Origin of the sequence: Oryzibacillus soli, assembly GCF_051594765.1 — a bacterium.
Lineage (GTDB): Bacteria > Bacillota > Bacilli > Paenibacillales > NBRC-103111 > Paenibacillus_AR.
This window is the reverse complement of sequence record NZ_JBPPGJ010000011.1, coordinates 156,949-169,429: the sequence shown is the minus strand read 5'-3', so window position 1 is coordinate 169,429 and position 12,481 is coordinate 156,949. Positions and strand designations below refer to the sequence as shown.

General features: G+C 60.0%; 10 protein-coding genes. 3 read left to right on the top strand and 7 right to left on the bottom strand.

The features are described 5' to 3' along the window. Window positions 1-123 precede the first annotated feature (123 nt). Window positions 124-699, top strand: coding sequence for a TetR/AcrR family transcriptional regulator (locus ACSEXW_RS16620; protein ID WP_438447289.1), 576 nt, complete (start codon window positions 124-126; stop codon window positions 697-699). Window positions 700-774: 75 nt separating this feature from the next. On the opposite strand, the gene ACSEXW_RS16615 is transcribed toward ACSEXW_RS16620, so the two are convergent. From ACSEXW_RS16615 to ACSEXW_RS16600, 4 genes are all read right to left on the bottom strand, one after another. Continuing rightward, window positions 775-1,659, bottom strand: a complete 885-nt coding sequence (locus ACSEXW_RS16615) for a carbohydrate ABC transporter permease (RefSeq protein WP_438447341.1) — start codon at window positions 1,657-1,659, stop codon at window positions 775-777. Then, window positions 1,629-2,579: a carbohydrate ABC transporter permease gene (locus ACSEXW_RS16610; RefSeq protein WP_438447340.1), complete on the bottom strand. Its 951-nt coding sequence runs from the start codon at window positions 2,577-2,579 to the stop codon at window positions 1,629-1,631. The genes ACSEXW_RS16615 and ACSEXW_RS16610 overlap by 31 nt, the downstream gene beginning before the upstream one ends. Before the next feature lie 78 nt (window positions 2,580-2,657). Then, entirely contained in the window at window positions 2,658-3,956 is a 1,299-nt protein-coding gene (locus ACSEXW_RS16605) for an ABC transporter substrate-binding protein (RefSeq protein WP_438447288.1), read from the bottom strand. 192 nt (window positions 3,957-4,148) lie between these two features. Next, the gene (locus tag ACSEXW_RS16600; protein WP_438447287.1) at window positions 4,149-5,114 is read right to left on the bottom strand and encodes a glycoside hydrolase family 43 protein; all 966 of its coding nucleotides are present in this window, start codon (window positions 5,112-5,114) and stop codon (window positions 4,149-4,151) included. 305 nt (window positions 5,115-5,419) lie between these two features. Here ACSEXW_RS16600 and ACSEXW_RS16595 point away from each other — a divergent pair, with 305 nt between their 5' ends. After that, the gene (locus ACSEXW_RS16595; RefSeq protein ID WP_438447286.1) at window positions 5,420-6,334 is read left to right on the top strand and encodes an ArsR/SmtB family transcription factor; all 915 of its coding nucleotides are present in this window, start codon (window positions 5,420-5,422) and stop codon (window positions 6,332-6,334) included. Window positions 6,335-6,511: 177 nt separating this feature from the next. On the opposite strand, the gene ACSEXW_RS16590 is transcribed toward ACSEXW_RS16595, so the two are convergent. The 3 genes from ACSEXW_RS16590 to ACSEXW_RS16580 all read right to left on the bottom strand — a co-directional run bounded on the left by ACSEXW_RS16590 (window position 6,512) and on the right by ACSEXW_RS16580 (window position 9,998). Then, the gene (locus tag ACSEXW_RS16590) at window positions 6,512-7,618 is read right to left on the bottom strand and encodes a GtrA family protein (protein WP_438447285.1); all 1,107 of its coding nucleotides are present in this window, start codon (window positions 7,616-7,618) and stop codon (window positions 6,512-6,514) included. A 28-nt stretch (window positions 7,619-7,646) separates the two neighbouring features. Continuing rightward, window positions 7,647-8,645 carry a phosphodiester glycosidase family protein gene (locus tag ACSEXW_RS16585; RefSeq protein ID WP_438447284.1) on the bottom strand — a complete coding sequence of 333 codons (999 nt, stop codon included), beginning with the start codon at window positions 8,643-8,645 and terminating at the stop codon, window positions 7,647-7,649. Window positions 8,646-8,948: 303 nt separating this feature from the next. Continuing rightward, window positions 8,949-9,998 (bottom strand): hypothetical protein, encoded by a 1,050-nt coding sequence (locus tag ACSEXW_RS16580; protein ID WP_438447283.1) that lies wholly within the window; start codon window positions 9,996-9,998, stop codon window positions 8,949-8,951. A gap of 135 nt (window positions 9,999-10,133) precedes the next feature. Between ACSEXW_RS16580 and ACSEXW_RS16575 the strand changes: the two genes are divergently transcribed. Beyond that, window positions 10,134-12,197: a transglycosylase domain-containing protein gene (locus tag ACSEXW_RS16575; RefSeq protein WP_438447282.1), complete on the top strand. Its 2,064-nt coding sequence runs from the start codon at window positions 10,134-10,136 to the stop codon at window positions 12,195-12,197. Window positions 12,198-12,481: the final 284 nt, after the last annotated feature.

Genomic DNA, 12,481 nt, shown 5'->3' with positions numbered 1-12,481 from the left:
AGGGAAGCTCCATTAAAATTAAATGAGACAGAACTGTCTCATCCATCATTGATTCGTATGATACAGACAGATCTGTCTCGTGTCAACAGGTTTTTACCAATAATTTGGAATCAGGTGATGATCATGGAGAAGAAGGAATCGGCTAAGGAGCGGATTTTGCGGGTCGCTTCCGATTTATTTTACAAAGAAGGGGTCCGGGCTGTCGGGATCGACCGGATCATCGAGGAATCCGGCGTGGCCAAGGCGAGCTTTTACCGGAATTTCCCCACCAAGGACAGCCTGATCGTCGCTTATTTGGAGCTTAGGAACGGGAAAAGAATCGATTCGATTACGGAAGCGATCCGGAAGCATCCGGACTCTCCTCGAGATCAGCTTCTCTCGCTGCTTCAAGATATGGCCGAACGGATGAAGGCTCCCGAATTTCGCGGCTGCCCGTTTATGAATGCCGTCGTGGAGTTTCCCGACCTGGAGCATCCCGGCCATCGTTCTGCCGTAGATAACCGGCATCGGACATGGGGAATGGTGGAGGAGATTGCGAGGGAGGGCAAAGTAAAGAATCCGGTCGAGCTGGCGGCTCAGATCCGGATATTAAGTGACGGGGCTATGATGAGCGCTTATATCGATAAGGACTCGTTCCGGCCGGATTATTTCCTTAGTGCGGCCAGACGGTTGATTGAGGATCACTTCGGTACGGCCTGACCCTCCGCTCGTACTCCGCGGCGGTGACATAAGAAAGCCCCTCGGCCCGAAGGCCAAGGGGCTTGGATGCGTCGGTCATCCCTTCACGCCGCCTACCGTCAAGCCGGAGACGAAGTAGCGCTGGAAGAAGACGAACAGAATCAGGATCGGGGCGATGGCAAGGACGGAGCCGGCGATCAGCACGTCGTAATTGTTGCCGTATGGCGTCAGCAGGCTGGACAGGCCGATGGGCAGGGTCAGCTTCTCGCCGGTCTTCAGGACGATGAGCGGCCAGAGGAAGTTGTTCCAGGCGCCAAGAGCCTGCAGAATGGCCATGGCTCCGAAGGCCGGCGCCATCAGGGGGGCCATGATCCGGAAGAAGATGCCGAATTCCGTACAGCCATCGATGCGTCCGGCATCCAGGAAGTCCTTCGGAAGCCCTGCGGCGTACTGCCGGAAGAAGAACACAGGCAGCGGACCGACGATGAACGGCAGGATGACCCCCCAGACGGAATCCATCATATGAAGGTTGACGGTCAGCTTGTAGAGGGGCAGCAGGATGATTTCCAGCGGGACCATCATCAGCGCCAGCACCATGACGAAGACGATGGCTTTGCCCCGGAATTGGTACATGGCCAGTCCATAGCCGACCATGGAGGAGAAGAACAGGCACAAGAGCGTGAACAGCGCCGTGATCAGGAGGCTGTTCCCGTACCAGAGATAATAGTTCTTGGCCGCTCCGGTACCGGAGAAGATGGAGATGTAATTTTTGAAGGTCATCAGATGCAGATCCCAGCGGACGTTCAGGCCGTACCGGAGCAGCTCCTGGGAGGGCTTGAGCGAGGCCAGGAACAGCGCGTACAGCGGGAACAGGGCGAAGAAGCCCAGTACCGCCAGGAGGAGCAGGATCAGGATGCCGTTCAAGGACCAGGGTTTGCGTTCGGCCATGGTCAATCCTCCTTCCGGAACATGCCGAAGAATCTCAGCTGCAGCACATTCACGATCATGGTGATGCCAAGCAGCGACAGCCCGATGGCGGAGCCGAAGCCCAGGTTGAATTGCTCGAAGCCCTGCTGATAGATATAGCCGACCATGGTAAGCCCGATATCCTTGGGAGAACGGTTGCCGTTGTACATCGTGAAGCTCTCCGTAAACATGGCGAAGCCCCCGTATACGCTGATGGTCAGCACGTAGATGGTGACCGGCTTCAGCAAGGGCAGCGTTATTTTCATCAATTTATCCCGCGCCGTCGCCCCGTCGATCTCCGCGGATTCGTACAGCTCGGAGGGGATGCTCTGCAAGCCGGAGAGGAAGTAGACCACGTTGATGCCGAGCCATCTCCAGGTAGCCAGAAGCACCAGCACGAACATGGCCGTACCGGGGTTGGCCATCCATTTGTGTGCGCCGTACCCGAAGACATGGAGCACGTTGTTCGCCACGGCGCCGGGTAGCTCGCTGAAGACGAGCCGGAAGATGGTGCCCGCCACGATCACGGAGGTCAGAGCGGGGATGAAGAGGGTGGAGCGGAAGAAGTTCTTGAACCGGGTGATGCCGGCGTTCAGCAGGACCGCCACAATCAGCGGGAGGGGAATCAGCACGACCAGCGTCCAGAAGGTGTATGTGGCGCTGTTGCGGATGGCTGTATAATAGGTCGGGTTCAGGAGCTTGGAGTAGTTGGCGAAGCCCACGAACTTGGTGGCGCCCGGAAGCACCTCCTGGAAGCTCATCACGACGGTGGAGTACACGGGATAAGCGAAGAAGAGGAGGAACGAGATGACGAACGGCGTGACGAAGATATAGGGGGCAGCCTTCTGGGAGTAAGCCCACTGCTTCAGCGGGCCGGCGGCGGCTGCCTTGACGGCGGTCCGCTCGCGGGGGACAGCATGGGTTTTCACCGCAATGCACCTCTCTTTTCGTTTGCAGCGAACCCCTGCGCCGGCGATGCCCGGGCAGGGGACGCTGCTGGATACGGACCGGTCTTACTTGCTCAGCTGATCCTGGGCCTCCTTCAGAACCTTGGCGGGATCCGCCATGTCATTCAAGGTCTTGAAGAGGATGGTCTTCTTCACCTCGTCGGATACGGCCGGCATCTTCTCATTCACGTTGATCTGCGGAATCTCGTTCTTAATGGTCATGAGGACGTTGAAGATATCCTTGCCGAAGTAGTCGGTGAACTTGTTGGCCTCCTTCAGCTCCGGCGCGTCCCACACCTCGGTGCGGATCGGATCGAAGCCGAGCTGCTTCCAGATCTGGATGTTGCCCTCCTTGGAGAGCTTGGCGTAGGCCAGGAACTTGGCCGCCAGCTCCTGATGCTTCGATTGGACCGTGACGGCGGTTCCGGTGCCGCCCATGCCGACGGAGCGGTTGCCTCCCTTGGTCCAGGCGGGCATCGGCTTGATGATGATCTTGCCCTTCAGGTCCGGCATGTAGTCGGTGAAGCGCCCCATATACCACATGGGCATGAAGACGGAGGCGGCCCCGCCCTTGTTCATGAAGCCGTAATACTCCTCCGCATGGTGCCCGCCGCCGGGTGCGGTGACGGCGATCTTCTCCTTGACCAGCTTCTGGAGATATTGCAGGGTGGCCAGATTTTTCTCGCTGTTGATGGTGACCTTGCCGTCCTTGTCGAGGTAGTCGCCGCCCTGCTGCGAGATCAGAGGCCAGAAGCTCCATTGGTCGCTGGTTTCGAGGGAGGTCATCGGCTTGCCGGTAGCGGCCAGAACCTTCTTGCCGGCTTCGTAGTAATCATCCCAGGTCTGGATGGAATCCGGATTAACGCCCGCCTTATCGAGCATCTCCTTGTTGTAGTAGATGACGGCCGCCCCGATATGGTAGTCGATGCCGTAGTATTTGCCGCCCTTGGAGTAAATGTCCACCCGGGATTTCACGATATTCTTCAGCTCGGGCTCCACCACCTTGTTCAGCTCGGCCAGCTGGGGAGTGCCCTTCAGGAAATTGGGGAATTTGCTGATTTCGATATCGGCCATATCGGGGGCGCCCGTACCGGATTGAAGCGCGACCAACAGCTTGTTGTGCATGTCGTCGTAGGGGAATGTGGTCGCTTCGAGCTGGATCGTTTCGTTGGGATTGGCCTTATTCCACATCTCGGCCAGACTTTGCATGTACTTCTGGTGGAGCTCGTTGAAGGTCCAGAATTGAAGCTTCGTCGAGCCGCTTGAGGAGCCACCATCTGTTGAAGCGCTTTCATCTTTGGCGCACCCGGCGAGCACGGAGCCCGTCAGGGCTGCCGCCAGAACGATCCCTTGCCACTTTTTCATATCCATTCCCCCTAGAATGAAGTGTAGATGCATCGAATCCGTATGGACCCGGGCAGGTTTTCATTTATGAAAATATAAATTAATTCACGATTTTGTAATTTATTTTAGAGTCATGTAAAAGTGTTGTCAACAGACTTTTTGTAATCGCTTTCTAAAATCGTATGTTTTATATATAATTAAAACAATTGGGGATTATGACCCGTCCCCGTCCGGGACCGGAGTGCCGAACACGGGCATGCCGTCGGCATTCCATACAAAGGGCTGAACCCGGGTATGCCGGTTCGGATCGTACAGCGGATCGCCCTGGATTTCTTTATAATTGCGGGCGTGGTAGACGAGCAGATCCGTTCCGTCCTCCGCCACCGTGAAGGAGTTGTGCCCCGGACCGTACTGTCCGGCCTCTTCGTCGGTCGAGAACACGGGGGCGGGCGACTTGGTCCAGGAGGAGGGGTCGAGCAGGCTGCCGTTCTCATCGGCGTGGAGCATCCCCATGCAGTAGCGGTGGTCCGTCGCGCTGCCTGAATAGGTGATGAAGATGCGGCCGTTGCGCTTCAAGACGGCAGGGCCTTCGTTGACGAGGAAGCCTGCGGTTTCCCACTCGAACTCCGGCCGGGTCAGCAGTACCTGCTCTCCTCCCAGGGTCCAAGGATTCTTCAGGGGCGCGATGTAAAGATTGGAATGGCCTGGGATGGCAGGATCCTTCTGGGCCCAGACCAAGTATTGGACGCCCCTGTGCTCGAAGCGTGTCGCATCCAGGGAGAAGGATTCCCAGCCGGTCACGAGCTGCCCCTTCTCGACCCAGCTCCCTTCGAGAGGGTTGGCCGAGGCGTTCTCCAGCACGTACATCCGGTGGTCGAAGAGGCCTTCGACGGTGTCCGCAGACCGGGCCGCGGCGAAGTACAAGTACCATTTGCCCTCGATGTAATGCAGCTCCGGGGCCCAGATGTTGGCGCTGAGAGGGCCGGAGGAATGCCGTCTCCAAACCGTTGCGGGAGTGGCGGATGCCAGTCCCGGTATGCTGGGGGAGCGCCGGATCTCGATCCGGTCGTATTCGGGGACGGAGGCGGTGAAGTAATAGAAGCCGTCGGTATGGCGGGTGATCCAAGGGTCGGCGCGCTGGAGAATCAAGGGGTTTCGAAGCTTGGTTTCGGTCGCCAAGGACATCATTCCTTTCGGGAGGGAAATATTGGTGTTGACTGCATTATATCGGATATTTTATTTCGTATCAATATAAATCTTTTTAGTAAAATATATAATAAAAGATGTCGAATGATGTGGACTTTTTGAAGAATTGCCGTTGTTTCAGGGCAATGGTTCCTGCCAAGGGTCGGATTCCGACGGACGAAAACGTTTCAACCTCTGATTTTGTCTGAGTTTTGTGACATTTACGGTTCTTTCTAATCGGGGGATTTTATATTATACTGAAATAAAAGAACCATTTTTCTGCTGAAGGGGCCAACAGGATGCTGTATATCAAGGATCTGAGATCCGGAATCAATATCTTCAAGGCGTTGGGTTCGGAGATCCGGATCGAAATACTGGAGCTCTTGGCCAAGCATCAGAGCCTGAATTTGAACGATATCGCCAACAAGCTGAATCTGACGAACGGCGCCATCACCATGCACATCAAGAAGCTGGAGGAGAGCGGTCTGATCGAGATCACGACCGCGGTAGGGAAGCACGGCATCCAGAAGATCTGCTTCCTGAACGAGGAGAAGCTGATGGTGGACCTGCGGAGCAAGGAGATCGAGAACCTGTATGAGGTGGAGATCAAGGTCGGCCATTACAGCAACTACCATGCCGTGCCGACCTGCGGGCTGGCCACCAAGGACAGCATCGTAGGGGACTTCGACGATCCGCGGTATTTTGCCGATCCCCAGCGGATCGATGCCCAGATCATCTGGCTGTCCGAAGGATTCCTGGAGTATAAGATTCCGAACTATATCAAGTCGAACCAGACCTTCCGGGAGATCCAGTTCTCCATGGAGCTGGGCTCGGAGGCGCCGGGCTATAATGAGAATTACCCGTCCGATATCTACTTCTACGTCAACGGCATCGAGCTGGGGAGCTGGACCAGTCCCGGCGATTTCGGAGACGTCCGGGGCTCGTTCAATCCGGACTGGTGGCCGCCGCATCTGAACCAGTACGGCATGCTGAAGCTGATCCGCATCAACGAGGACGGAAGCTTCATCGACGGCTGCCGCATCTCGGACATTACGCTGGCCGACATCGCGCTGGACCACAAGAGTGAGATCAACCTGAGGCTTGAGGTGGGAGAGAAGTCGAGGAACAAGAAGGGAATGACCATCTTCGGCCGGCACTTCGGCAATTACAACCAGGATCTCCTGGTGCGCGTTCTGTATACCGATCAGGGGTAGACGCAGATCCGCGCGGTCCGTCCGAGGCTTCTATCGCTGCTTGCGCGGCGATGGGAAGCCTCTTTCCCATTCTTCGGGGGCCATCTCCGCTGCGGCAAGCGGTCCCTCTGATTGCAGCAGATTAGCCCGGCGGGAGAGTTCCGCCGGGCTAGGGGAGTTGGAGCGGTATCGGGTTCATCAGAGCTTGCCGGTCTTGGCGCACGTCACATCGGCGGTCCGCACGGTGGGGGCCACGCGGCGTTGTTCCTCCCGGCTGCCGTCCCGCCGGAAGACGAACCGGCGTTGAGCCCAGAAGCTGAAGGCGAAGACGGTGGCCTCCGTCAATACCTTGGAGGCGAACAGCGGGACACCGATGGCATGGTTGTAGAGGGCCATGACGCCGTAGTTCAGCAGCAGCACCACCAGCACCAGCGCGAAGTATCGGGGCATGGAGGAATAGACGGAGGAGCGCTTCCTGCCCCGGGCGAACACGTAGGTCCGGTTCATGGAGTAGTTGAAGACGGAGCTGATGAGCCGTGCTCCCGCCACGGCCAGGAACAGGCTTCCCGTCATGGCCTGCAGGACGAACAGCAGGGCGAAGTCAATCCCGGCCGATAGCAGGGAGGAGGCGCTGAATTTCAGAATGGGCAGGTACACTCGGGCGGAATCGGTCAAGGGACGGAAGTGGGAGGACTCGTTTTCATTCAGATAGACCGTATCGATGGACATTTCGGTTAAGGTCACTCCTTCCGTTTGGGCATCCAGCAGCAAATTCATCTCATATTCGAAGCGATCGCCGGGGACCTGGAGCAGCCAGTCGAGAAGCTCGGGGGAATATCCCCGCAGCCCGGTCTGGGTATCCTGGATCCTGCGTCCGGTCGATACGGCGTACACCCATCGGGTGGCCGAATTGCCGAAGCGGCTGCGGAACGGGACCTTGCCGGTGAAGTGCCTGCAGCCCAGGATGATCTCCCCCGGCCGCTCGCTGACGGTGCGGGCGATCCGCAGAATATCCTGCGGCAGATGCTGCCCGTCGCTGTCCGCGCAGACGACGCCGCTTGAGGCTGTTCCGGTATCGCGGAGGTACCGGAAGCCGGTCTTCAGCGCAGCTCCCTTGCCTTGGTTGATCCGGTGGGTCAGCACCGTGCAGCCGGCGGCCTCCGCGGCTTCGAAGATCGGGCGGTATGCCTCGCCGCTGCCATCGTCCACGATCAGGATGGGCATGCCGGTCACTTCTTGCAGATCCTCCACCAGCCGGAGCAGTCTTTGGTCGGGCTCATAGGATGGAATCAGGATGGTAACCATAGGAGGTGCCTCCTTTTTAGGGGATGGGTTATTTGGTGAGGTACAGAATGTCGCTGACGCCGCGCTCATTGCCCTTGCCCAGCGGATTGTTGACCACCCGGCCGTTAAAATACATGGTGGACGACCCGCCGCCGTCCAGGTTGTAGGCCTCGGTGGCGCCCAAGTCGGCGAACAGCTTGGCGAAGGCGCTCAGGCTCAGTCCCTGGCTGTAGTTGGTGCTCCGGCCGTCCACGACGATGAAGAGAAAATGGTTCGGTGCGATCACCCCGATACCCGTCCGGGGGTTATTCTCCTCGATGGTCCGGTTGCCGAAGTTGGTATCGATCTTCACGTTGTCGAAATTGGTGACGGCTTTTCCGTTCTGCACCAGCGCCGGTCCGAAGGACAGGGTCTGCAGGACGCCGGCGGAGAGAAGGGAAGAGGATTTCACCAGGGTCTCGTCATAGGCCTTCATCGTGCCGTCCTTGTAGATACCCAGGCCGATCCGGGCCGGTGAGTCGCGGAAGAGGGTGCCGTTGCGGATGATGACCCCGTCGCTGCGGAAGCCGTAATAGTCGCCGTTGATGGCGAAGAGGGCCTGGTTGTCGGCGGCGATCTTGGAGGTGTTCTCCGTAATGTTGCGGCCGAACTGGTTCTTCGCGAAGGCGGAGAGCAGGCTGGCGGCGTTCGTCAGCTTCACGTCGGCCGTATAATAAGTGACCTTGTCGGCGCCGGTGCCGGTCTCCACCTTCTTGATGTGAATCTCCTTATCGGCGCTCACGTAATTCCAATCATCCAGCACGGAAGGAGCGCCGGCGGAGGTGCCGGAGGCGTTGTTAGCGGCAGAAGCGCCTGTGGTTCCGGCCGTTGTGGCGATTCCGGCGCCGGCGGTGCCCGCCTGGGCGGTGATGGCGCTCTGGGGAGGCAGCACGACCTCCACGTGTTCGATCAGATACCGGTCGGCCAGCCCGTAGAGGACGCCGCCCACCGTTAAGAGAAAGCCGGATACGGACACGGCGATGATTTTGCTTTTTTTGGTGCGGAACATGGGAATGATCTCTCCTTCCGGATTGCTGCCCGGGTGATCGGGCTTCGTATATCTACACAATACCCTCCTATCCTGAAATCCACCTGAAGGGAGCTGGAAGGCTGGCTGAAAAGTTCGGACCAGGTTTCCCACAATGTCCACAGCTTTATCCACACCATAAACACCCCGAAAAGGCTGAATTGTGCATATCTCCACAATCGAAGCTCACATATCCACAACCGGAATTATCCACAGCTGGACAAAAAAACACCCCGCCTCCTCCAGGGAAGAGCGGGGTGCTTCGCGTTGCGGCTGATCCGGGGATCAGTCGTTTTTGCCTTTGTTGTCTTTATCCTTCTCCTTGTCCTTCTCCTTGCCATAAGCATGGCCGTTGCCTGGCCCCTGGGGCTTCTTGGCTGCGTCCTTTCCGTGATCCTCCGGCTTAATCCGGTCTCCATCTGGCTTGGACTTGCCGCCGTCCTCTTCCGTGCGCTTGTCATCGTCTTCGCCGCTGTCCTTAGGCTGGACCATCGGCGTCGGCTGCGGCACCGTGCCGGAAGCCGTAGACGCAGCTGCGGACGGAGTGGCGGTAACCGCGGTTTTCTCCAGCGGCTGATCGGCCCACTTGACCTTCACATCCGCCTTCAGCTTGCTGGCCTCCAGCCCGTATTGGAGAGCCACCAGCTGCAGAAGCTGCTGCTTGGAGGCTTCGTCCTTGAAGACGGCGGCCTGCAGCAGGTCGGCGATCCACTCTTCGGCCTCTTTCCCCTTCAGGTGGACCGTGCCGCTGCCCTCTGCCTTGATCAGCAGGCGGGTATTATCCCCGTCTTGGCCGGGATTATGCTTCATCATGAGGCGGAAGCCCGGGCCTTCGATCTTAATGTCGAGCATCTTAGGCTCATCGGCGGTCGGCGCCGATGCTGCCGGTGCGGCCGTTGGAGTCGGCGCCGGAGTGGCCGTCGCAGCGGCGGAAGCTGTGGCGGGAGCAGAAGCCGCCGACGGAGATGGTACTGCGGTCTGCTGCGGTGCGGCCGTGCCAGCCGGTACGGCGACCGCCGACGTGGCCTTGATAAAGGCCGCCTGATCCTTCTGGTTCAGAATAATCTCCAGCTTGTCGCCGGGCTTCAGGTCGGACAGCTGGGCTTTTTGGCCGTTCAGGGAGATCCATACGGTGGAAGCCAGCGGCAGTGTCCGGCTCACCTGGTCCAAGGTGACGGTTAATTCCCCGGTGCTGGTGCCTGATGCTTGCAGGGTGCCGTTCACGGATTCAGACAGCGGGGCGGAGGATGCGTTCGCCATGGTGCTGACTCCGAATACGGCGGTAACGACGCAGGCGGCGGTAATCGCGGTGATGATGGTCCATTTGGTTTTCATGTTTTCTCAACCTCCTGCCACAAACGTTCGGGGGCGGTCGGATTTTTGAGGGGGCGGGTCCGATAGGGGAGGAGCGACACATATGCGCGAGAGCCTGCGAATGCTTATGCTTAGCAGGATGTGGGGGGATTGAGCATGGAGACGGAGAAGGGCTTGTGGAAGCCGTGGCTCCGCCGGCAAGGAACCGGGCCCAAGCGGGCACGGTGGAGGAACAACAAGCGATGGTTCGCCGTTGGGGCGCTGCTCCTCTTGTCGGGATTGTGCGCGGCGGGGGCGGCCTATGGATATATCCGACAGTTGGACGTATCGAAGCTGGACCAGCCCCTGCCTGAGCCGACTGTGGTGCTGGACCGTTACGGCAGGCCGGCGTCCCAGCTGTCGGCCTCGGCCATCGAGCCGGTGCCGATCGAACGGATGCCGAAGACGCTGACCGATGCGGTGCTGTCGGTGGAGGACCGGCGCTTCTACTCCCACCCTGGGGTGGATGCGCAGGCGCTCGTGCGGGCGCTGGTGCGCAATGTGTTTACGGGAGATTATGCGGAGGGGGGCAGCACGATTACGCAGCAGCTGGCCAAGAACCAGTTCCTCTCCGGAGACAAAACGATCCGGCGCAAGCTGAAGGAAGCCGCCTACGCGGTCAAGATCGATAGGACCTACTCCAAGGAGGAAATTCTAGAAACTTACCTGAACAGCATCTATTTTGGAGAAGGGAGCTGGGGGGTCCAGGGAGCGGCCAAGACCTATTTTGGCAAAAACGTGGAGCAGCTGACGCTGCCCGAATCGGCGCTGCTGGCCGCGCTGCCGAAGGCGCCCAGCCGCTACTCGCCGCTCAAGAACGAGGAGCAGGCGCTGGAGCGCCGCAATACCGTGCTGCGGCTTATGCTTCAGCAGGGCAGGATTACGGAGCAGAACTACGCGTCGGCCGCGGCGTCGCCGCTGGGTCTGGCTCCGGGGAACCGCGGGGACGATCTGCGGGGCCGCCACCAAGCGTATGTTGACGCCGTCATCGAGGAGGCCGTCCGTGAATACGGCTTCACCGAGGAGCAGCTCCTGACCGCCGGTCTCCGCATTACGACCGAGCTGGACCCGGTGGTGCAGAATGCGGTGGCGGAGGTGTACGGGAAGGCGGACCTGTTCCCGGACGGGAAGGATGGGGTGCCGGTGCAGAGCGGCGCGGTGGTTCTGGACCAGACCACCGGGGGCATTCGGGCGGTGGCCGGAGGAAGGGGCGGCGGCGTCTTCCGCGGCTTTAACCGGGCTACCCAGCTGAAGCGGCAGCCGGGGTCCAGCTTCAAGCCGATTCTGGTGTACGGGCCGGCCCTGGAGAAAGGCTATACGCGGAACTCCATGCTGTACGACGGCCCCTTGGACATCGCCGGCTACAGGCCGCAGGACTGGGACCGCAGCACACGCGGGGCGGTGACGATGACCGAGGCTGTGGTCCAGTCGTGGAACATTCCGCCGGTCTGGCTGCTGAACGAGATCGGCATCGACAGCGGGCTTCAGTTCGCCGCCTCGCTGGGAATTGCGCTGCCGAAGCAGGACCGGCAGCTGGGGGCGGCGCTGGGCGGCCTCTCCGAGGGCGTCTCGCCCCTGCAGATGGCCCGGGCCTTCGGCGCCTTCGCCAACCAGGGCGTGCTGCATCCGGCCCGTACCATCGCCAAGATCGAGACGTCCGGCGGCCATCTGCTGGTCGAGGCGGAGCGGCGCCCGGTTCAGGCCATGAAGCCGTCCACGGCTGCGGCCATGACGCTGATGCTCCAGGAGGCGGTGGCGTCGGGGACCGGGCGGAATGCGGCGATGGCCCGGCCTGTGGCGGGCAAGTCCGGCACGACGCAGCTGCCGGCGGGGCCGGAATTCGCCGGACTGGATGCCAACGCGGCCAAGGACGCCTGGTTCGTCGGCTATACGCCGGAGCTGACGGCGGCCATCTGGGTGGGCTACGACCGGACGGACCGGAGCCATTATCTGACCACCTCCGGCGGAGCCGTTCCCGCCGTGCTGTTCCGGGAGATCCTCTCCCGGGCGCTGGCGGGGGTGCCGGTCCGGGCGTTCGATACGTCGGCCGCCCGGTCGGAGCCGAAGCTGCAGCTGGACGCCGGGCGGCCGGAGCAGCCGGCGGCAGGCCGGGGCGAGGGAGGCGGCAGCGGGGACAAGGCCGAGAGCCACGGCAATGGCAACGGCAAGAAGAAGCGCTGACCGGGAGCGGCAGCACTGAAGGCCGCCAATGGCCTCTAATTCGGCGGGAATGCGCCAGCCGCGAATTGAAGGCCACTGTTGGCCTATAAGTCCGCGCAGGCGGGGCTCCCCCTGGGAGCAGCGGAGCTAAAGGCCGCCAATGGCCTCGAATTCGGCGGGAATGAGCCAGCCGCGAATTGAAGGCCACTGGTGGCCTATAAGTCCGCGCAGGCGGGGCTCCCCACCCGGGCGCTCGGCCCGGAACGAACCCCAAAAAAGCCAAGGAGCTAAGCATCTCAATGACG